Origin of the sequence: Mycoplasmopsis agalactiae, assembly GCF_000089865.1 — a bacterium.
Taxonomy (GTDB): domain Bacteria; phylum Bacillota_I; class Bacilli_A; order Mycoplasmatales; family Metamycoplasmataceae; genus Mycoplasmopsis; species Mycoplasmopsis agalactiae_B.
The window spans coordinates 631,272-653,128 of record NC_013948.1; the positions used below are offsets into that span (position 1 = coordinate 631,272).

A 21,857-nucleotide genomic window follows, 5' to 3' on the forward strand; every position below is an offset into this window, starting at 1 on the left:
GGCCTATTTTGTTTATTTTTTGCAAGCCAGTCTATAGCTTTTTCACCCCAACTTAATCAGCATTCTAAAGTTTTTATGCTAAATATTTTTTATATAATAGTAATATGGATATTGAAAACAATAAAACATATTTTATTGATCTTGACGGCACATTATTTGATAAAAAAGTTGGCGATAGAATTAGCCACAGAAATCTTACAGCTATGCTCTTAGTCAAAAACTTTGCCAACATAGTAATAAACACTGGGCGAAGTTATAATGATAAACATGTAATGCACACAATGCATAGACTAGGAATTAGTGATGCAATCTGCTCATCTGGTGCTGAAATTTACATTAATAGTGTGCGCAAATATGCATTTTTTATAGATACTAACGTCTTACCAGGAATTATAGAATTTGCAAGAAACAACAAATTAATGCTAGTAATTTTTGACCAAAATGGTGAATCAATTTACACACAACATGCTATTGAAAAGTTTTTTATTAAATTTTTTGCTTCATCTAAGTTTCATATTATTAGCACATTTAAAAAGCTTGATGTTATGAATCATATTAATATCACTAAAATAGCCCTAGTTGTTAAAAATAAGTTTAAAGCACACAAAATTTTAGCTAAGTTCAATTCACTATTTGATCAATACTGCAATTCTCATTTAGCTAGCGCAAACTATGTTATAGAAGTAACTTCAGCTAAAACTAATAAAGGTTTAGCTGTTTCATTATATATGCAAGAGAAACAAATAAATCCTAAAGATGCAGTTCATATTGGAGATTCAGATTCAGACTTAACCACTAGAGCTTTTGTTGGTCATCTAGTTGCTATGAAAAACGGCACTAGCAAATTAAAAAGTGCAGCTGATGAAATAGCGCCAAAAAGCAAAAATGGTGGAATTTACAAATACTTTATTGAAAGAGGCAAGAAAATAAAAGGGGCATAAAATGATTAAATTAGGCAGTCACATTTCTTTTAAATCTCCTAATTACTTGTTAGGAGCAGCAGCTGAATCAGTAAATAACAAAGCTAATTGCATGATGATATATCTTGGTGCTCCTCAAACAACTAAAAGAGTATCAGTTGAAAAATATAAATATAATGAATACTTAGAAAAGTATTCAAAATTAATTACTCCAGATGACATAATAGTGCATGCACCTTATATCGTTAATCCTTCAAGCGTAAGCAAAAATAAGTTTGCAATTGACTTTTTAGTTCAAGAAATTGAAAAAATGAACTATATTGGTGCTAAGTATTTAGTCTTGCACCCTGGCTCTTATACAACATTTTCCGTGCAAGAGTCATTAGATACTTTTATCGCTTCAGTAAAGCAAATACTAAGCAGGACAAAAGATGTAGTCATTTGCGTTGAAACTATGGCTGGTAAGGGCACTGAAGTAGGCATTAATTTTGACCAAATCAACTATTTTATACATAAAATAAGAAATGACAGATTTGCAGTTTGCTTAGACACCTGCCATATTTTTGATGCTGGTTATGACATAAGCAAATATGAAGAATTTAAAACAGAAATTAATAAATATAACTTGCTTCCACACATTAAAGTTATTCATTTAAATGATTCAAAAAACTCACTTGGCAGTCATAAAGACAGACATGCAAATATAGACAAAGGATTTATTGGACTTGAAACACTAGCCAAATTTGTTCATGATCCAGATTTTGACAACATTCCTATTATTTTAGAAACACCTTGAGTTGACGATAAACCCATTTATGACCAGGAAATAAAAATGCTTCTTGAACATAAAGCAAAATAATATTTGTAAATAACTAATATAATTTAATTCTATGAAAGCTAATTACAATAAAATCATTAATAAAATTGGCATAAGCAACATTGAAAATAATGATAGTGACAAGCCATTATATTTTATAAAGCTCAATTTTGGCATTGAGCTATTAAAATTAATAATTTTCTTGTTTATTACTGCATTTTTCATTTTGCTTCAATATAACAATAATTTTATAGCTAAGAGCAATAAAATTGACATTTTAAGACTAGTATATCTATATACTTTTGGCCTAGCTTTTGGCGATTTAATGATTTTGTTTTTAATTGGCTTTTATTTAACTTTAATTCTAAATTGACTGAGTCCTTTTTTAAAAAATAAATACTTTCGCTGGTTTTTTAGCCATCAAAAAGTTAATTATTTAACACTAAAAAAACAAACAATTATTTTTATATGATTAAACTTACTAGTTATTACAATAATCTATCATTCAGTTTTACTTTTTTTTCGTGTTGACTTACATACAACAATTATTTCAAAAAATGAAATACTTGACGTATTTAAAAAAGGTTGAATTTATTCATTTACAAATGAAAATTCTATTTTGAAAACAAAATTTAGCAATGAATTACCTAATGCTAGTTTTAACATTGGTGCATATGCTGACACTTTGCTCAATTTGCCTGTTTTATTGACCTTTTCGCCATATTTATCATGACTAATAGCACTGTTTATTTTCGGCTTTTCATGACTTAAATTAATTACAATTAAGCCAAGAGAATATCTAAAGAATTTAAATATAAATAAAGTCACACTTCCAGATATTAGAAAATATATTTATAAAAACAAACTCGGTTTTTATTTAACTAATCAAACCAAAAATCTTTTCAATCTTTTGGCTTTAATTGCTAGCATTTTGAAAATAGAGATTTATAAAACTAAATATTCTGTTTTACTAGATAAAATTGAGAATAATTTAGATGAAATTATTCAAAATGAAGAGTTTATCACATTTATAAACAAGAATAATGGCTCAAATAATGACTCCAAAAAATCAAAAGAGTCAAAACCCGAATCTAAAATATTTCAGAAAATCAATATTGAGCCTGACTTATTAATATCGTCAGTCAATCCTGAATCGCTTTTGATTGAAAATACTAAAAATGTAAATGAGTATGATGCTAATCAATTAGAATTTAGTTCATATACTAATGAATTTAGTGCTGATGAAATTCAAATACAAACAACTGAAATAAGTCAAAATGCAAATTTAGGCTTTTTATACCAAACTGATACACATGAAGCTGCTAGTGAATTTGATAATAACAATCTAAATGTGAGCTCGATTTTAAATGATGATCCTGTGGCAGCTGTGTCAAATAACCCTATAAATCAGCCTAATTTTAACATTGACACTGTTGAGTTAGAACTAGATAATACCCAGCCAGAATCAGAGCATAATAACATAGCTAATGAAGAAACTAGTCTAGTTTCTAACCAAAATAATAGTAGTAATTTGCTTGAATTTAATGAACCTTACTTTTATATAAACACAAGTGAATTATATATTGATAATAATGATCAAAAGTCCTATGAAACAATCAAATTGGATAATTTTAATAATGCCAAGCCATCAAATGATTCAAGCTTAATTCTTGATTTTGATTTTGAAAATGATAATAAGAAATTAGTTAATAAAATAAATGAAAAAGGCCAAAAATACTCAAATTTTGATGACCAAAATTCATGAATAAGCCCAATTTTATCTGACAATAAATAATTACTAAGGAAACATATGACAAGAATGTTTTGAAGAGATGCTAAAAGTCTTTATGAAAATCCCAGAAATGCTGACAGTATATTTTTTATACTGTTTGTTTTAGAAAATGACTTAAATAGCAGACTTATGAAAGAGATTGTTTCAAAAGTTGAGAATTATTTTAGCAAGTATACTATCATAAAATTTATTGAAATAGATGCAATTGAATCAGGGCTTTATCAAGTGCCAAACACTAGATTCCAAGTTTTAGAAACGCCAACATTTTGCATACTAAAGAACAACACAGTTTACAATTTAGGCCATAACCTATATCCTAAAGAAATACTTATTGATTGATTGCAAGAGGCTATAAATTAGGCATTATGGACAAAAATGAAATTATTTTAAAACTCAAAAATACATCAACTAGTCCCGGTGTTTATTTATGAAAAGATGCTAAACAAAATGTTTTATATGTTGGCAAGGCTAAAAATTTGCGCAAGAGATTGCTGCAATATTTTGATGGCGCAATTAATTCATATAAAACAAGTAAACTAATGTCTTTAGTTGCTGATTTTGAAGTTTATATTTGCAAAACAAATAAAGAGGCTTTATTACTAGAAAAAGCAATGGTTGATAGATTCAATCCTGAGTTTAATATCTTGCTTTTAGATGACAGAAAATATCCTTATTTAAAAGTCCAACTTTTAAAAGATTCATTGCTTATCACCTTGTCAAGAAAGGCTAATGCAAAAGATACAAAAAACACATTCTACTATGGCCCTTTTCCTTCTGGATACGGTGCTAAGCCTATTTTAAAACTTTTACAGCATGAAGCTTTATATGAAAATGGATTATTAATCAAAAACAAGGATAGCAACTTTTGAGTAAATCAGTTTACAAAAATCAAGGAAATACTAAGCTTTAAAAACAATAATTATTTAAATGATTTAACCAATAAAATGCATACTGCTGCTAATAATATGCAATTTGAACTAGCCTTGTTTTTACGTGATGGTTTAACTTACTTAAAAAAGCTTAAAGAGAGCCAAATTATTGAGCTTAGTCAATATAAAAATATTGACGTATTCGCCTATAAAACAGATGAAAAATTAATTTATGCTACTGTACTTTTTTACCGTTATGGTATTTTAATAAACAAAGTAAATTTAACAATACCATTAGGAATAAGTATTGATGAATCAATTAGAGTATTTTTTGAACAATTTTATGCCGATAAAATACTTCCTGATAATTTTATTGTGCAAGAAGAAATCTTAAAATATGATCTCAACTTATCTAGTGACTATAAATTTATTAGCCCAAAAATAGGTACAAACAAAAAGGTTTTAGATCTTGCTTTGCTTAATTTAAATGATTATTATGAAAAAGAACATCTTATTATGCAAAATCAGCTTGAAAAAGCTGATAGTATGCTTAGTTCACTAAATAAATATTTAAACTTGCCTAAACTAAAAAATATTGTAATTTTTGATAACTCTAATGTTAACAACATAAATCCAGTCGGTGTAGCAATTGTTTATACTAACGGCATTAAAAACAAAAGTTTATATAGAAAATTCAATCTTGAAGCGCTAAGCTATCGTAGTGCTGATGTTGATTATATTAGACAATCAATTACAAAGTTTTTTAGCAGTGATAAAAACTCAAAAGACTTTGACTTAATTATAACTGACGGTGGCTTACAACAAGTTAATGAAGCTAAAAAGACACTTAAATTCTTAGGCCTCAATATACCTGTAATTGGACTAGTAAAAAATGAACATCATAAAACAAGAGCATTAATTGATTTGAACTTAAATGAAATTTATGTTAATGACTTAGAACTACATAATTATCTAGCACAAATTCAAATTGAGGTAGATAGATTTGCTAAGTCTCACTTTAGAAATAGACAAAAAATTAGCTCACTTGAAGGCAAACTAAGAAACATTAAAGGCCTAGGACACAATATGGAGCAAAAGCTTTTAAATCATTTTAAAAGCTATGCCAAGATTTATGATGCTTCAGTTGAAGAATTAGCAAAAATTGTGCCAATTAATATTGCTAAAAGCATTAAAAACAAGGACTATGAGTAAAAGAGCAATAGCGCTTATCCTATTGTTCTTTTACTCAAGTCTATCTCTCAAAATTCAGGTTTGATTTTCTCATCATCACTTATATTTTTATTATTTAAAACTGCATCATATCAGATGCTATATGTTTTATTAGCATTAGTTAAAATAACATTCATTGTGGCAAAGGCCTGAGTAGCATAAGGATTTTGTGGTACTTTTTGTACTCTTTTTTTAAACCATTTTTTAAAAGAATTATAGCTACGGTTATATTCAGCTCATTTTTGCTCATTAACAACTGGTCTAGTTAGCTCAAAATCATAAATTATTTTGACATTTTTTAAGTATGTTTTGTATTCTTTATCAGAAACAAAACATCCAGTTGAAGAAACTATTAAAGGCGCTTGCAAAATAGCAGTTAAAAGCGAAAGTTTTATTTTATTCATATGTTTTTGAGCTTAATTTTTAATTTTGACTTACTTAAAATAGTAAGTATTTTAAAAAATCCCTATAAGCAATATTTAATTATAAATTAATTATTTCATTAATTTTGTAAGAAGGATAAATTGCCATAAAAATGCTAATTTTGTTCCCATTTTTATGCTCATTTAGAGGCTATTCAAATAATACTAAGTTTAAATATTATAATTAAAATACAATGTGAAATTGTAATATTAACTATTACAATACGGCGCATTGCACATAAAAATATTTAAGGACATATTATGAATAAGAAAAATAAATTAATGATTGGGCTTTCTTCTGCAACTATCCCTATTTTTGCTGCAGTTTCAGCAAAATGTGTTGATAAAGATTATGAAGAATTAGGAAAAGATACAGAAAAAATATGAGTTGGTGTAACTTTTTCTTCTGGCCAACCACAATGAAATGCAATAACTTCATTGATTCATTACTATAATGAAGCTCACAAAAATGACAAACACTTTTTACCAGTTGACATAAAACACTTAGGTTCAGGGTATGCTGAAGGTGAGAACTCAATAATAAAAGACTTAGAGGCTGAGACAAAAGAAATTGTTAGCTTAACATTTAACTATAATTCTTTAGCTTCTAAATTAGCTTCAAAGAAAATAACTGATAGATACAAGAGAGAAAAATTATTAAACTTTGAAGACGATGACAAAGATATAAATGTTAATCTTGATAATATAAGTGAACAGTTTACCACTGCTAATAAAACAACAGAAAACTTACCTAAAAATGGTTCATTCATAATTCCAATATTTAAGTCAATTACTGTTATGTCTGCTAATGCTCCGGTATTGCAATATATTTTCAAAACCTTTGAGGAAAAAGGCGCTAAGTTTGATGAGTCGTTTAAAAACTCTGACAGATATAAACAAATTATGAAAAATGGTAAGGGTGATGAATCATCAGTTAAAGAGTTATGGGGCGACTTTGTAGAAAGTCAAGCTACTACTGTTAAGAGTCTAACCATAAAACAAAGCACTTTTGAAAACTTTAGAGAGTTGCTTACTTTTGCTGATATTGCACAAAAAAGCTTCAAAAACTCAGCAGCACAAAACTCAAGACTCCACATTCTTGGTGTTGATGACGTTTCATCTGTAGTTCAAACATTACCGTATTCTTTAATTAACAAAACCAGTGATTTCTTTATTAAAACTGGTAGCAAGAATAAAAAGACATCTGTAAGCTATTCATCATTTAAGAACTCAAACAATCCAGGAGTTCAAAACCTTTCAAAAGTGTATGATAAATTTAAGTCATCACTACAAGCTAAGTCATTAACATTATTGGCTGGAGGCGAATATACTTCTTCATACCAAACAAAACATGAATATGCTTTTGGTATAGGTTCAACAGCGGGTTATAGACATAACTTCCTTAGTGGCGATTCAAAGAAAACTATTTTAACTATTAAAGACACAGACTTTAAAGGTGAAAAAGACTTAGAATTTAAAAACACTGCTAAAAGCAAAGACGACATGGATCTCCTTGTTCTTTCAGGGGATCACACTAATTACATTTTTAAATCAGTAACTGATAAAAGCAAGCTAACTGGCGACAAACAAAAGGCATTAAAATATAGCTACCAATCTCTTGATGCTTCTACAGATGCTAAAATAGATACAGTGCTTAAAGATATAACAAGTAATGATCCTAAGAATGCAAAAAATCAATGACTTTTATTCATAAAAGAAGATAACAAACAAGATATTGAGACTGTAAAAAATAAGGGAACTGAAATTGGTACAGTAATAGAAACTAAATCAAAGGATCCTGCTAAGTATAAGGTATTCTTCTTTAAGGACCAAACGCAATTAGACAAGAAAGAACTATCGTCAACTGGAACATTGCAAGAAAATGAATTAATCGCCTTTCCTGTGCCTGGTAAATGAGATGAAACTAGCAAGAGAAAAGTAGTTTATGCTCAAGGGCCATCACTTATTGGTGTAAGTTTAGGTGCAAAACCTGACAGAGCTGCTAAAAACTTTGCTAAATTCCTTACATCATTAGACAAAATTGACATTACTTTTGGAAACTATAATAAAGACAAACAATTAACTAAAGAAATAAAGAAATACACTGGTGTTACCCCTGCATTCTTTATTAGTGATGCTGCTTCATATGTGTTCCCTGTTAAAGGTTTTGAAAACACTGACACATCTAAATATACAAACAAATACATTGCTCACACATACAATGAATTAAAAGAAACAGTTAAAAATAAAGATGTAGTAATTTATGAAGAGCCTGCCGGTTTCTACTCATCATCATTTAGAGAAAACTTAGGTTCAGCATTTAGATCAGCATATCAAAAAGCTAAGAATAATGAACAACTTAAAGACTTTGATACAGAAATCAAAGGACAAGTTACTACTTTAAGTAGCTCATTTATCAATAACTAGCACTAAAACTTTAGCTACACAAAATAAACCAGTTGAACTGGTTTATTTAATGAAATGGACAAATTAAATAATGAAAAAACAATTAAAAAATATGCTTTTTATTTCAGCTGGCATTTCTGTTATATCACCAGTAATTTCGGCTTCATGCGATAAAGGCACAGTTAAGGCTAAAGAAGCTGCTGAAATATTTATACCGGATAATTTTGACACTAAGGAACTAGGATACTTTGAGAGAAAAAGGATTTTCAACAAAGCTGATTCTATAGATTTAAACAGTATTGACTATACTAAAAACACTACTTTTGAATTACCAGATGAAAAAGACTTCTTTTTGAAAGTATATTCAATAACTCCTCCTGCAATTGATGAAGATACAGTTGTTCCTGCAGATAAGGATAAAGAAGTAAGTGCTGAAATAAATTTAGAATTTAGAATAGTTTACAAGGATCCTAATGAAAACACTGTTGAATTAGTTGATGGATGAAATAGAAAATTAAGCATAAAAAATGACAAATTTGTGCTTCACTCGCTCAATTCAGTTTACAACAGTTTTGAAAGCAACAAAACTAATGCATTTGAGTTTAAAAATATAGACTGAGATAAACTAAAAGCTAAATATTTTGATGCTGAAATTGTAGAATGAAGCGATGGTGATACACCTAAAGTAAAAGTTACTGCTGTTGATTCTTCTAATACAACAGTTAAAGTTGGCGAAGAAACAAAAATCAGAATTTCTGGAATAGATACTCCTGAAAAGTATGTTGGTGGAAACAAAAGCAAAGACTTTGAGCACAATTATGCAAAGTTATCTTCAAAATTTGCTGAAGAAGCTGTGCCAAGAGGCTCAAAAGTTAGGGTTTATGCCGATCAAAAGGATGCTTTTGGAAGATGAGTTGGTGATGTATTCTTTGGAGAAAATTACAAATACTTATATTCAGTTGAAATAACACGTTCAGGTTTAACCCTGCCTTACTTTAGTGATGTTTCTCAAGCATTAAACTTTGCTAGAAACCCTCTTTACTGAGAACACTATGCGCTTTTACAACTAGCTAATGCATTTGAATTTGCTATAACAAACAAAAAAGGATTTTTCAAAACTTTTGCTTTGCCATACTGAATTCAATCAAATATTTATAGAATGAAACCTAATGGTAAATGAACTTTATTAGATAAAAAATCTGAAAGAAATTTATTTAACATTGAAGGCATTAACTTGATCAATGATTCATACAAAAACAAATAAGGAACCATATGATTTGACTACGAAAACTTATTGATAATATTAAATTATCAACTGCTAAAGTCACTGATGATAATCTATCAGAATACTATAGATTGTCAGAAAAAATTCTTAATTCAAGCACGGATGCAGAAGAAGTACCTGCGATTGAATTAAAAAATGTAATTATCGACTTTGGCGAAACACTAGCTGTTGATAATGTTAGTTTTAAAATTCCTAATGGTAAATTAGTTACGCTCTTAGGTCCTTCTGGTAGTGGTAAAACAACAACACTGAATGCAATAAGCGGACTATTAACAATTACTAGTGGTAATGTTTACTTTAATGGTAAAGATGTTACTAGTTTATCGCCACAGCAAAGAAAACTTGGTTTTGTTTTTCAAAACTATGCTCTTTATCCACACATGAGTGTTTTTGACAATATTGCTTTTCCACTTAAAAATGACGTTAAGTGACAAAATAAAGCTATTGATAAAAAAAATAGCGCAATTATCAAAATCAAAAACCTTTATTTAAAAACTCTTGGTGCTCTTGATGAAGAAATAAACAAAATCAACAACTTATGAAATGTTTACTTAAACATCGAAAAAGAAGTTGACTATGAGCTTAATAATTTTATAGTTAGAAACAATAAAATTATTGAAAAAGCTAAGACTGACTATAAGCTAGCTAAAATCCACTATGAAGGTGAATTAGCTACAATTTCAAAAACAATTTTAAAAGCTTTTAACAGTTTGAAAAAGTCATACAAGCTTAAAAAAGATAAAATCAAAAAGCACTTTAATCTTCTTAAACTTAATAATGCGCTTAAAGATGAATCAGAATATCCTGCTTGCCAATTTTTAAATACTCTTGATAAATCACTTCTTTCATTTAAGAAAGTTTCAACTATTGAAGAAGCTACAACGAAATACAATGAACTTCAACAAGTTATTTCAGATATTTCAAACATTGAGTGAAAAGATTATTCAGAAGAAGATCAGTATGAGCTTTTAAATGCCGAAAATAAATTAATTAAAGCAAGCCTATACTACAAATACTGCATGAATTCACTTAAAGCTATTGAAAATGGTGAAAAAGCAGTGGCTGAATCTAAAGAAAAGCTTAAAGAAGCTAAAAACGCTGATAAAGATTTAAAAGCTTCAAGCAAGTCTGAGCTTAAAAAACTAAAATACAACTTTAAGCACATGCGTTTTATAGCTTACAAAGTATTTAAAACTTATGCTGATGAAATTTATGCTAAATACAACCTTGAAGCCGTTATGAAAGACGATAATGAGCACAAAAGTGCTAATTTATCAGAAGCGCAAAGAGACGAAATATATGAGCTTTCAAAAGACATAATTTCAATTAAAAAAGCTATTTTTAATGAAGTTATGGAAGTTGCTAAAAGAGTTGAAATATTGCCAATCTTGCAGAAAAAACCTACAAGACTTTCAGGTGGTCAACAACAACGTGTGGCTATTGCCCGTGCTATTGTTAAAAAACCAGATATTTTATTAATGGATGAACCACTTTCTAACCTTGATGCTAAATTACGTATTTCAACAAGACAATGAATTCGTCAAATCCAAAGAAACCTTGGCATTACAACAGTCTTTGTTACTCACGACCAAGAAGAAGCTATGTCAATTAGCGACATTGTTGTATGTATGTCGACTTCAAAAGTTCAACAACTTGGTTCACCATTAGAGCTATATAACAGGCCTAAAAATAAATTTGTTGCTCGCTTCTTAGGTATGCCAGAAATGGGATTATTCCCTGGTCAATATGAAAATGGTAAGCTTACTGTTTTAGGCAAAACTGTTAAAGGCATTACTTTTAATAACTATGATCAATTTAGTTGCAATGTCGGAGTAAGAGCCGAAGACTTTGATATTAAATCTTCTGAATCTGAAGCTAATTACAGTGGACTAGTTAAAGCTGTTGAAAACTTTGGAAAAGAAAGCAAGCTAATTGTTGAAGTTGCTGAAGCTGGCGACATTAACTTCTTGGTTTCAAACAACTTTGACTACAATATCGGCGATAAAATTTACTTCAATCTTCCCGCTAACCATCTTCACATATTTGACAAGGCAAATGACGAAAGAGTAGAGTATGAAGTTAAAAAATAGTTTTTGAGCTAAGCTTTCACACAAGTCACCTGCCTTGTCCAAAGTGGCTATGAATAAGCAAGCAAATAAAAAACTACAGTCTCTTTCTGAATCTGTAGTTGATAAAAGAACACCTGCTTGAAAACCTTTTTCAATGCTGCTTCCAACAATCATAATATTATTAACTTTTACCATTGTTCCTTTTATTATTAACTTAGAATCAGCTTTTTTTATTAAAGATGATGAAGGAGTAAGTCGCTTTACTTTTAAAAACTTTGCTGATTTATTATCTGATGAAAAATATGCTGTTGGTGTAAGAAACGCCTTGATGTATGGGCTTATAGTATTGCCATTTGTTATGGCTATATCACTGCTTATATCATCATGTATAGCAAGCGTTTATCGTAAGTGAGCTAGAGGAATATGACAAAGCATTTTCTTCTTACCATATATGACTAATGCCGTTGCTGTATCACTATCATTTATTCAATTCTTTGCACCTAATGGTATGTTTAACACCATTTTCAAAATCAACACTCCATGATTGGAAAAAGGTGATATATTTGCCTTCGAAGCTTTATTCCCACTATTAATTCATGGTATATGATCAGGCCTTGCATTTAATGTTTTAATCTTTACAACTGCAATGCTTTCAGTTGACAAAAACCTCTATAAATCAGCTTCAATCGACGGAATTGGTGGTATTAAACAATTCTTCACTATCACCCTTCCATCAATTAAGTCAACTACAACATTTTTAATTACACTTGGAATTATTAATGGTATTAAAGTTTTCCCACTAGCATTATTTAACAACAGGCCTAATGATGCTATTGTTAATGGTGCTTCAACACTAATGCTTTATGTATACCACATGACTAAAGAAGGTAATGATGCTTTAGCTTCAGCTTCTGCTGTTATGCTTTTTGTAATTGGTTTTACATACTCATTAATTATTAGAAGAGGATTTAATGCAGTAATACATGCATCAATTAATTTAGGAGAATCTAATGTTTGGAACAAGATTAAAAATTCGCCAGTGATGATCGAATATCAAACTAAGAAAGAATAAAGAAACTACTGCCAATCAAGTTAGAGATAACTCAGTTGTATCTTTAGTTACTTGATCATTTCTTAAGATTGCCATTTTAGTATTATTCGCTGCTATTGTCCTCTTCCCATTTTTCTACATGTTAACTATCTCAGTTATGCCTAAGTCGCAAGCTGAAGAATTACAAAGTCACTTTAGTTTCTGACCTAAGTCATGAGAGTGACAAAACTATATTGAAGCTGCACAAGGAAGCAAAGATAGTAAAGGTTACTGATACGCTTTCTGACTAACATTTGCCAATGTTATATTCTCGATAGTTTTAAAAATCTTTGTCACAATGCTTTGTGGATATGCTTTCTCACTTAAAAAATGAAGAGGCAAGGAAGTTATGTGAGGCTTTTTCATCTCACTACTTGTGCTCCCTGAAGTAGCTTTATTATTTGGTCAATATAAAGTTGTTATTTCTTTGGATAACCAATTTGATGTGCTTAAAAGCTTCATGGGTGCTATTGCCATGATTGCCTTGCCATTTGTGGCTTCAATCTTTAATGCTTTAATGTTTAGAAATGCTTTTGAAGCAATTCCAGGAAGAATTAAAGAAGTTGCAATGGTTGATGGTGCTGTTGGTGCTAAATATTTATTCAAAATAGCTATGCCAATGGTTCAACCTACAACTTTAACAGTTGTTATTCTAACAACTCTTGCTTCATGAAACTCATATTTATGACCTGCATTGCTTTTCACAGGCAAAGGTTATGAAATTATGTCAGTTTGACTATTTGAAGTTGGACGTGAAAATATTGATAATGTAACTAGAATTCACCAAAATATAAAAATGGCTGGTGCTGTGCTAGTTATTCTGCCAATGTTTGTGTTCTACTTTATCTTTAGAAAAAGAATTATGTCATCTATTTCTAGACAAGGTAGCGCTATTAAAGGTTAATGGAAGGATATAGTCATGAAAAAAGTTAAGATTAAAAGCCTGACAATTGTATGATCAATTCTTGCATTAATTGCTTTAGTGCTCATTATCTATTGTTCAATAATTATTCATAATGCTTTATTTATAATTGATATAAACAATTTTGTCTCTTTAGATACAACTGTTATAAGCCAAGCTAGATACCAAATGGCTTATTCAATCGCCGGTATTTCTATTTCAGTAATCATCTTCTTAATTGGGATTTTTATTGCATATGCTGGCATCAAAAGTTGAAACTACAAGGCTATTTTATAGGAGTATAATGAAAAAAAATATTAAAAAAACACTGCTAATTTCTTCTTCATTTTCAGCCCTAGCCTTGTCTATTGTTTCAGCTAGTTGCATTCATAAACTAAGCCCTAGCATTTTACTTGCTAAAGAGTTTTTAAAAACTAACCCTGTATCTAAAGATGATAATAAAAAGAACATAGACTTACGTATTACCCGCTTAAAAGAATTAGCTTCTAAAGAAAAAGACTCAAACAAAAAAGCTGAATATGAAACTAGAGCTGCTAACATTGAAAGCATTAAAGATCAATTACACAAAGAAATTAAAGAAACTAAATATTTATATTTTGCTAACGATCTTAAGGCAATAACTATTACCTTTAAAAAACTTTCTTCTATTGTCGGCTCTAAAGTACACCATGAAGATTTAAAGGCTATTTTAAGAGGCTATTTTGATGGCACACCATATTTATCAACATTCTTAGAAATGGAAAATAAATTAGTTAGAAAAAATAGCGCCAATGCTTATGGTAGCTCGCTTTCAGAATTTAACTCCTGAGTTAAGCCTTATTCACAAACATCAAATTACTATTCAGAAAAATTCTTATCATATGTAGAAGAAGCTGAAAAGAATAAAACTAAACCTGCTGAAGTTATTCAACATGTGCTTCAGTTCTACAAAGATAATAAAATAAGAATTAACAAGGAAAACTATGAAAATGGCTATCTTTTAGCTCTTCCACCTGTTAATTTCTTAAGCAACTATGACCTTTCATATAATGAAAAAATATTAGCTCCTGTGCCTTTATTCAAACATGAAATTAAGCAAGATAGTGAAAAATGAAATGAGTTCATTGCTAATACTTCTGAATTTTTAGAAAAAAATCAAGACTTATTATCAGAAATGACTGATGATGACTTTAGAATAGATACTGACAGAGAAAGATTTGAAAAGTACTATGACACAATGAAAAATTATGGTACTACATCAATTCAAATTGTTAAGCTAGTTCAAGACATCTTGTTCATTAATGGTTGACGCTTTCCTACCTATATTTCAGCTAGATTGGTCAAAAATGAGCAAACTAAAAAGTATGACTTTAAATACTTTTTAGAAGTATTAGAAAACCCAGCTGAACCTAATAAAAAGGAAAGCTACAAAACATATGATATTATCAAAGATCTAGATTTAGATAATCCTGATAAAAAAGTAACAGTTAGCCCACAAGAATCATACTTACCTACTCAGTCTGATAAGTGAGTAGATGAAATTAAGAATCTTGAAGATATTTCTAACTATGAAGAAGTAACTGATTATGATAGATTAAAACCTTCTGTTACAAAAATTAGTGAGCTAAAATCTGAAATTGCTGAACTTAAAAAGCAATTAGAATCAGCTTCAGATGAAGCAGGCAAAAAAGAATTACAAGCTAAAATTAAAGAAAAAGAAGATTCTCAAAAGAGTGCTGAAGAGTCATTTAATAAAGAAAAAGCTAATCAGCTTGAAGTGGTTAAAAAGTTCTTAGAACACATGAATATAGGTCAAAAAATCGCTAAATTAAGCTAAAAATTAGCAAACAAAAGCAACAAGTCTTTCTCTTGTTGCTTTTTCTTTTATGCCTATAAAACAAGCAAATTTGTCGATTAGAACTCGCCGTCTCATTCAAATTCATAATCTAATATTCTAACTGTATCACCTGGCTTAATATCATATTTAAGTAGATCATCTCAAACGCCTATTTTTTTAAGCATTGTGTTAAAACGAATCAAATTGTCATAACTTACTAATGGTATTTTATGATATATTTGTTCAATCTTTGGTCCAGTTATTTCAAAAAAGCCTGCATAAGGATTACTTATTTTGTAGTCATCTTCAAGCTTAATTTCAACAATTTCTTTTGTTTCTTCCTCTTCATCAGCTGGAAGTGATTTAGCTTCTTCAAGTATCTTTCAAATCTTGCCTTTTAACTCTTCTAAATTCTGTCTTTCAATTGCACTAATTTCAACAATTTCTACATTAGGATATTTAGCTTTAAAAATATTAACTCTTTCCTTAAAGCCCTGTAAATCAGACTTGTTGGCAACAACAACCTTAGGCTTGCTCGCTAATTTTTTGCTGTATTCTTCAAGTTCTTTATTAATTATTCCAAAGTCTTCAATTGGATTTTTTTCTTCAGAACCGAAGTCAATTATTTGAACAACAACTCTACATCTTTCAATATGTCTTAAGAATTGAATTCCTAAGCCTTTTCCTTCAGAAGCTCCCTTAATTAATCCAGGTAAGTCAGCTACTGTAAATGAATGATCGTGATATTTAACTAGCCCCAATTGTGGCACTAAAGTGGTAAACTCATATTCGGCAATCTTGGCTTTAGCATTAGAAATAGCACTTAGTAGTGTGCTTTTTCCAGCACTAGGCTTACCAATAATTCCAACATCTGACATAACTTTAAGCACTATATGAGCTAAATATTTTTCGCCAGGAGTACCGTTTTCACAAATTCTTGGTGCAGTGTTTCTGCTACTTTTAAACTTAGCGTTACCTCTGCCCCCAATTCCTCCCTGGGCTACTAAATACTCTTTTTCTTCAATGATATCTGCAACTAATTTATCATTTTTAAACACCATTGTACCAATAGGAACTTTGACATAAGTACTTTTACCGGTAGCTCCATAAAGATTTTTAGGTCCACCATTAACACCATCTTCAGCACTAATTTGTTTATTTCCATATAAAGAAAGTAAGGTATTTTTGCCTTTATCGCCTACAAAATAGATGTTTCCGCCTTTTCCGCCATCACCGCCATCAGGCCCACCTTTATCAACGTGAGCTTCTCTTCTAAAGGAAATAATGCCATCCCCACCTTTGCCAGCTATTAGTGTTAATTTAATTTCATCAATAAATTTAGCCATAAATACCACCTTATTACTTTCAAAATTTTAGCAAAATATTACTAATATTAATACTTTGAAAATTATAAAAAAGCCATATTGCTTTATAAATAAGGCAAAAATGGCATTTTGTTATTCACCTTTTTTACTTAGGCTTTCATGAAATTTTTCAACATAGTCTAAAATTGCATGCCCTAAGCCGTGCTCTTGTACATCTTTTGTGACAAAGTTTGCTCTCTTCTTAACTTCATCATTTGCATTATCCATTACATATGAATAGTTGAATTTTTTAAACATGCTAAAGTCATTTTCACTGTCACCAATTACCATAACTTCATCCTTGCTATATCCTTTTAATACATTTTCAAGCATTCAGATAATAGCATTTCCTTTAGATTCTTTTACTGGCAGTATTTCTAAATTCATATGTGTTTTGATTAGCTTACACTTAAGTTTAGATAACTCAGCTATTAGCTCATCCACTTTATCAAAATCTTCAAAGTACACTTCCATTTTTGCAATAGGTTTTATATCATCCTCGCCCTTGTACATTGTGAATTGATCAAAGCTTTCATATCTGTAATAAATTTTGTTTAAAAACTCTTTTTCATTTTCCCTAAAAGCATAAAAAATATGACTAGATCAAGCTGCTGCTGGAATGTTTTGCTCGTAAAAAAGCTTAAAAATTTTTTTAACTACATCAGCATCAATGTAGTCTTCTTTTACAAATTTTGCCTTTTTGTAATCATAAATCTGTGCGCCCGATGAACCTATAATATAGTCAGCGTCGGTAAGTTTTGCTAATTTTAGCATTCTAGGGCAAATAGGATTCCCTGTTGCTATATTGAAGCTTATTTGATATGACTTAATAATATCTAAATTGAAGTTAGATACGTAGTTATCACGTGAGTAAATTGTGCCGTCGACGTCACTAAAAACAATGCCTTTTTTAAGCATATGCCCTCCTTATCATTAATGTGAAAAATAAATATTAATAAATGTCATTAAATAATATAGAAATATGCAAAAAATGATAGAAAAATGAGCAAAATTTTCAGACACTTTTAGTGCGCTTTTGGCATCATATGTGGCCCAATTCACCCTTTGATATGTTAAAATATATATGAAGGTTTTATTATTAAAATAGGACTTATTACAAACTCATTCTAATAAAATACAAATCGCACATATAATCAGATTTTTATTAGATTCAGAAATTTAAATTGCATTAAGGAGAAGATATGACACCACACATAAACGCACCAAAAGGATCAATTGCTAAACTAGTTTTAATGCCTGGAGATCCATTAAGAGCTAAGTATATTGCTGAAACATTTTTAGATGAAGGTTATGAATTAGTTAACACTGTTAGAAATGTTTTTATGTACACAGGTACATACAAAGGCAAAAAAGTTTCAATAGCTGCTAGTGGAATGGGTTGCCCATCTATTGGTATATATAGTTACGAATTATTTAAATTCTATGATGTAGATAAAATCATTAGAGTTGGTTCTACAGGTGCATATGTAGAAGATTTAAAATTATATGACACAGTGTTAGTTGATTCAGCATATGCTGATTCAAATGCTTTTAGAAAATTAGTTTTAAACGATCACTCATATGTTGCATATCCAAGTGCTTCATTAAATGAAGAAATCAAAAAATCTGCACAAAATTTAAACATTGAGCTAAAGACAGTTAGAACTCACTCATCTGACGTATTTTATTCATCGGTTCCTCTAAGCCAAAGAATAGCTGAATCAAATGCTGCTTGCGTGGAAATGGAAAGTTATGCATTATTTACTAATGCTGAAAAACTAGGTAAACAAGCTGCATGTTTACTAACAGTTAGCGATAACTTAATTACTCACGAAGAAACAACACCAGAAGAGCGTCAAACATCATTTAACAATATGATGAAAATAGCTTTAGAATTAGCATAATTAAACCATTAGGATATTAAATGCGTATTGTTGATTTAATTGAAAAAAAGAGACTTGGCAAGTCTTTAAGTAATGAAGAAATTGACTTCTTATTAGGCTCATATGTTAATGGTTCAACTCCTGATTATCAAATGGCTGCCTTTTTAATGGCAGTTATGTTCCAAGGAATGGAATCAGCTGAGTTAGCTTACTTTACTAAGTTTATGATGCACTCTGGCGATGTTATTGATCTTTCAGATATCCCAGGAATAAAAGTTGATAAACATTCAACTGGTGGTGTTGGCGATAAAACTACATTAGCAGTTGCTCCTATTTGTGCAGCACTAGGTGCTCCAGTTGCCAAAATGTCAGGTAGAGGGCTAGGTCACACTGGTGGAACTATTGATAAATTAGAATCAATTCCAGGCTTTACAGTTGAGCTTACTGAAGCACAATTTAAAAAGCAAGTCAAAAAACACAAAATTGCTGTAATAGGACAAAGCAGTTCGCTTGTGCCTGCTGATAAAAAAATTTATGCATTAAGAGATGTTACTTCATGTGTTCAATCAATTCCACTCATTGCTTCAAGCATTATGTCTAAAAAACTTGCAACTGGAAGCGATGCAATTTTGCTAGATGTTAAATGCGGCAATGGTGCTTTTATGAAAACACCTGAATTAGCTAAAGAACTTTCTAAAACAATGATCTCAATTGGTAAAGAACTAGGAGTTGATGTTAGGGCGGAAATAACTAACATGTCAAGACCAATTGGTAGAGAAATTGGAAACAAAAACGAAGTTTTAGAAGCTATTAAAACTCTTCAAGGCAATGGGCCAGCTGATTTTAATGAATTAGTTTACTCATCATGTGCAACAATTATGGAGCAATCAAAAATTGCTAAGTCACATGAAGAAGGTTTAAAACTTGTTGATGAAGTTATTAAAAATGGTAAGGCTTTAGAAAAATTCTATGAATTTATTGCCTTGCAAGGTGGTGATGTTGAAGCGCTAAAAAGTCCTTCTTTCTGAAGTCCGAAATATTCATATGATATTTATGCAGATAAAGATGGCTTTTTAGAAATTTTTGATGCACTAGCCTTTGGAATTGTAGCTATGAAACTAGGTGCTGGTAGAGCTACTAAAGAAGATAAAATTGATTTTGAAGCAGGCATCACATTGCACAAAAAAACCAATGAAACAGTCAAAAAGGGCGATAAATTATTTACTCTTTACTCATCAAAAGAAATTAATCCTGAATTAGAAAAAGAACTATCAAGTGCATACAAAATAGGCTCAGAAAAAGTAGAAAATAAAATCATTATTGATAGGTTAAAATAGCTAAAACAAAGGAATAAAATGAAAATTGATTACAATAAAATGATTGACCACACATTTTTAAAAGCAGAAGCTACAAAGGCTGATATTGATAAATTGATAGCTGAAGCTAAGCAATATGGCTTTAAGACTGTATGTGTTAACTCATCATATGTTCCATATGTTAAAGAACAATTAATGGATTCTAATGTTGGCATAACATCAGTTATAGGTTTTCCATTAGGTGCAATGCTTACAAATTGCAAAGCTTATGAAGCAGCTGAAGCAATTAAAGCTGGTGCTGATGAAATTGATATGGTCATTAACATTGGGAAGCTAAAAGACAAAGACTATGACTATGTACTTAAAGACATTATGGTAGTAAAACACGCTTGTGGTGATCATGTGTTAAAAGTTATTGTCGAAACAGCACTTTTAACAAAAGAAGAAATAGAAAAAGTAACTGAAATAGTTATGCAATCAGGAGCTGAATTTATCAAAACATCAACTGGTTTCTCAACTCGTGGTGCTAGTTTAGAAGATGTTAAGATAATGAAATCAGTTTGTGGCGATAAACTATTAATTAAAGCTGCTGGTGGAATATCAAATAAAGATGATATGATCAAAATGCATGTAGCTGGTGCAACAAGATTTGGTACAAGTAGATCGGTTGCTATAGTTGAAGGCAAAGAATCACATGGCGGCTACTAAAACAAACTAAAATAAAAAACTGAGAGAGCTTGCTGCTGCTTCTCAGTTTTTTTACATTCTTTATTTAGGCATTATGCCGTCAGAATTGACAGAAATAAGCTTTAAAAATTTGTCAATTTTTAAGCTGGCTGAACCAACCAAAAAGCCGTTTAAATTAGGCAAATTGGTAAAATCATTAATATTATTTTCATTAACACTTCCGCCATATAAAACAGGTACTTCAGGGCTGGTTAATTTATGAATTAATGCACTCACGTTTTCAACTTCTTCGGGAGTTGGAGTAATGCCAGTACCAATCGATCAAACTGGTTCGTAGGCAATAATAACTTTATGAATATTAACTTCATCTAGCAAAATTTGCAACTGTTTATGAATAGCCTCTTCTGTTCTGCCAGCATCTCTGTCTTCCTTAGATTCGCCAATGCATATAATTGGAGTAATGTCATATTTAACTGATTGCTTAATTTTTAAGTGTGTGGATTCATCATTTTCATGATTTGTGTGATATCTTCTTCTTTCTGAGTGCCCACATAAAGCATATGAAACATTGATATCTTGTAGCATTCTGGCGCTAACTTCACCAGTAAAAGCACCTTCTTCATTTTTTGACATATTTTGGCTGCATAATTTTAATTCAGGAACTCTGTTTGTAAAATAAGCAGTTAGATTACATTGTGAAGGAGCCACACCAAAAACATTATTATCAATATAAGGAATTAATTGTGGATTGGCTTTTCTAAATTTTTTGTATTCTATTGCAAATTCATCAAAAAAGTTTAATGTTTCAGTAAATGTTTTATACATTTTTCAATTTCCAATTACTATAAATTGCTTCATTATTTCTCCTTATTCTAGGAAACTTATTTAACAAAATGCTATGTGTTTGTGAATTAAAGCATATAGTTAGGTACATTTTTTTACTTTATAATTATTATATTAAAACATAAT

At 30.1% G+C, this 21,857-nt stretch carries 19 protein-coding genes; 15 read left to right on the top strand and 4 right to left on the bottom strand.

What is annotated here, in order from left to right; all coding sequences use genetic code 4:
- Positions 1–104: 104 nt before the first annotated feature.
- The 5 genes from MAGA_RS02710 to MAGA_RS02730 are packed head-to-tail and all read left to right on the top strand — an operon-like array spanning position 105 to position 5,610.
- Positions 105–941, top strand: coding sequence for an HAD-IIB family hydrolase (locus MAGA_RS02710; RefSeq protein WP_013022126.1), 837 nt, complete (start codon positions 105–107; stop codon positions 939–941).
- Between the two features lies 1 nt (position 942).
- The gene (locus tag MAGA_RS02715) at positions 943–1,779 is read left to right on the top strand and encodes a deoxyribonuclease IV (RefSeq protein ID WP_013022127.1); all 837 of its coding nucleotides are present in this window, start codon (positions 943–945) and stop codon (positions 1,777–1,779) included.
- A 31-nt stretch (positions 1,780–1,810) separates the two neighbouring features.
- Complete coding sequence (locus MAGA_RS02720; RefSeq protein ID WP_013022128.1) at positions 1,811–3,532, top strand: hypothetical protein; 1,722 nt, start codon at positions 1,811–1,813, stop codon at positions 3,530–3,532.
- A gap of 15 nt (positions 3,533–3,547) precedes the next feature.
- Positions 3,548–3,889: a hypothetical protein gene (locus MAGA_RS02725; RefSeq protein WP_013022129.1), complete on the top strand. Its 342-nt coding sequence runs from the start codon at positions 3,548–3,550 to the stop codon at positions 3,887–3,889.
- A 5-nt stretch (positions 3,890–3,894) separates the two neighbouring features.
- Positions 3,895–5,610: a GIY-YIG nuclease family protein gene (locus MAGA_RS02730; protein ID WP_013022130.1), complete on the top strand. Its 1,716-nt coding sequence runs from the start codon at positions 3,895–3,897 to the stop codon at positions 5,608–5,610.
- Between the two features lie 14 nt (positions 5,611–5,624).
- Here MAGA_RS02730 and MAGA_RS02735 read toward each other — a convergent pair whose 3' ends face one another.
- The gene (locus MAGA_RS02735; protein ID WP_013022131.1) at positions 5,625–6,032 is read right to left on the bottom strand and encodes an MAGa5490 family lipoprotein; all 408 of its coding nucleotides are present in this window, start codon (positions 6,030–6,032) and stop codon (positions 5,625–5,627) included.
- 279 nt (positions 6,033–6,311) lie between these two features.
- Between MAGA_RS02735 and MAGA_RS02740 the strand changes: the two genes are divergently transcribed.
- The 7 genes from MAGA_RS02740 (at position 6,312) to MAGA_RS02770 (ending at position 15,638) form a co-directional block, all read left to right on the top strand.
- Positions 6,312–8,477: a P68 family surface lipoprotein gene (locus MAGA_RS02740; RefSeq protein ID WP_013022132.1), complete on the top strand. Its 2,166-nt coding sequence runs from the start codon at positions 6,312–6,314 to the stop codon at positions 8,475–8,477.
- A gap of 70 nt (positions 8,478–8,547) precedes the next feature.
- Positions 8,548–9,720 carry a thermonuclease family protein gene (locus tag MAGA_RS02745; protein WP_013022133.1) on the top strand — a complete coding sequence of 391 codons (1,173 nt, stop codon included), beginning with the start codon at positions 8,548–8,550 and terminating at the stop codon, positions 9,718–9,720.
- Between the two features lie 8 nt (positions 9,721–9,728).
- Positions 9,729–11,831, top strand: a complete 2,103-nt coding sequence (locus tag MAGA_RS02750; protein ID WP_013022134.1) for an ATP-binding cassette domain-containing protein — start codon at positions 9,729–9,731, stop codon at positions 11,829–11,831.
- Positions 11,815–12,882, top strand: a complete 1,068-nt coding sequence (locus MAGA_RS02755) for a carbohydrate ABC transporter permease (protein WP_013022135.1) — start codon at positions 11,815–11,817, stop codon at positions 12,880–12,882. Before MAGA_RS02750 ends, MAGA_RS02755 begins: the two co-directional genes overlap by 17 nt.
- Positions 12,821–13,804, top strand: a complete 984-nt coding sequence (locus MAGA_RS02760; RefSeq protein ID WP_013022136.1) for a carbohydrate ABC transporter permease — start codon at positions 12,821–12,823, stop codon at positions 13,802–13,804. The genes MAGA_RS02755 and MAGA_RS02760 overlap by 62 nt, the downstream gene beginning before the upstream one ends.
- Before the next feature lie 15 nt (positions 13,805–13,819).
- Entirely contained in the window at positions 13,820–14,098 is a 279-nt protein-coding gene (locus MAGA_RS02765) for a hypothetical protein (protein WP_013022137.1), read from the top strand.
- 7 nt (positions 14,099–14,105) lie between these two features.
- Positions 14,106–15,638 (top strand): MAG5080 family lipoprotein, encoded by a 1,533-nt coding sequence (locus MAGA_RS02770; protein WP_013022138.1) that lies wholly within the window; start codon positions 14,106–14,108, stop codon positions 15,636–15,638.
- A gap of 77 nt (positions 15,639–15,715) precedes the next feature.
- Here the strand turns inward: MAGA_RS02770 and obgE are convergent, their stop codons facing one another.
- Positions 15,716–16,984 carry a GTPase ObgE gene (gene obgE / locus MAGA_RS02775; protein ID WP_013022139.1) on the bottom strand — a complete coding sequence of 423 codons (1,269 nt, stop codon included), beginning with the start codon at positions 16,982–16,984 and terminating at the stop codon, positions 15,716–15,718.
- A 111-nt stretch (positions 16,985–17,095) separates the two neighbouring features.
- Positions 17,096–17,920, bottom strand: coding sequence for a Cof-type HAD-IIB family hydrolase (locus MAGA_RS02780; protein WP_013022140.1), 825 nt, complete (start codon positions 17,918–17,920; stop codon positions 17,096–17,098).
- Positions 17,921–18,204: 284 nt separating this feature from the next.
- Between MAGA_RS02780 and deoD the strand changes: the two genes are divergently transcribed.
- Genes deoD through deoC form a run of 3 tightly spaced genes read left to right on the top strand, consistent with a single transcriptional unit; the run spans position 18,205 to position 20,909 of the window.
- Positions 18,205–18,906 (top strand): purine-nucleoside phosphorylase, encoded by a 702-nt coding sequence (gene deoD / locus MAGA_RS02785; RefSeq protein WP_013022141.1) that lies wholly within the window; start codon positions 18,205–18,207, stop codon positions 18,904–18,906.
- A 20-nt stretch (positions 18,907–18,926) separates the two neighbouring features.
- Entirely contained in the window at positions 18,927–20,222 is a 1,296-nt protein-coding gene (locus MAGA_RS02790; protein WP_013022142.1) for a pyrimidine-nucleoside phosphorylase, read from the top strand.
- 18 nt (positions 20,223–20,240) lie between these two features.
- A complete protein-coding gene (gene deoC / locus MAGA_RS02795) occupies positions 20,241–20,909 on the top strand; it encodes a deoxyribose-phosphate aldolase (RefSeq protein ID WP_013022143.1) in 669 nt (222 codons plus the stop codon).
- Between the two features lie 60 nt (positions 20,910–20,969).
- Here deoC and tpiA read toward each other — a convergent pair whose 3' ends face one another.
- Positions 20,970–21,746 carry a triose-phosphate isomerase gene (gene tpiA, locus MAGA_RS02800; RefSeq protein ID WP_013022144.1) on the bottom strand — a complete coding sequence of 259 codons (777 nt, stop codon included), beginning with the start codon at positions 21,744–21,746 and terminating at the stop codon, positions 20,970–20,972.
- Positions 21,747–21,857: the final 111 nt, after the last annotated feature.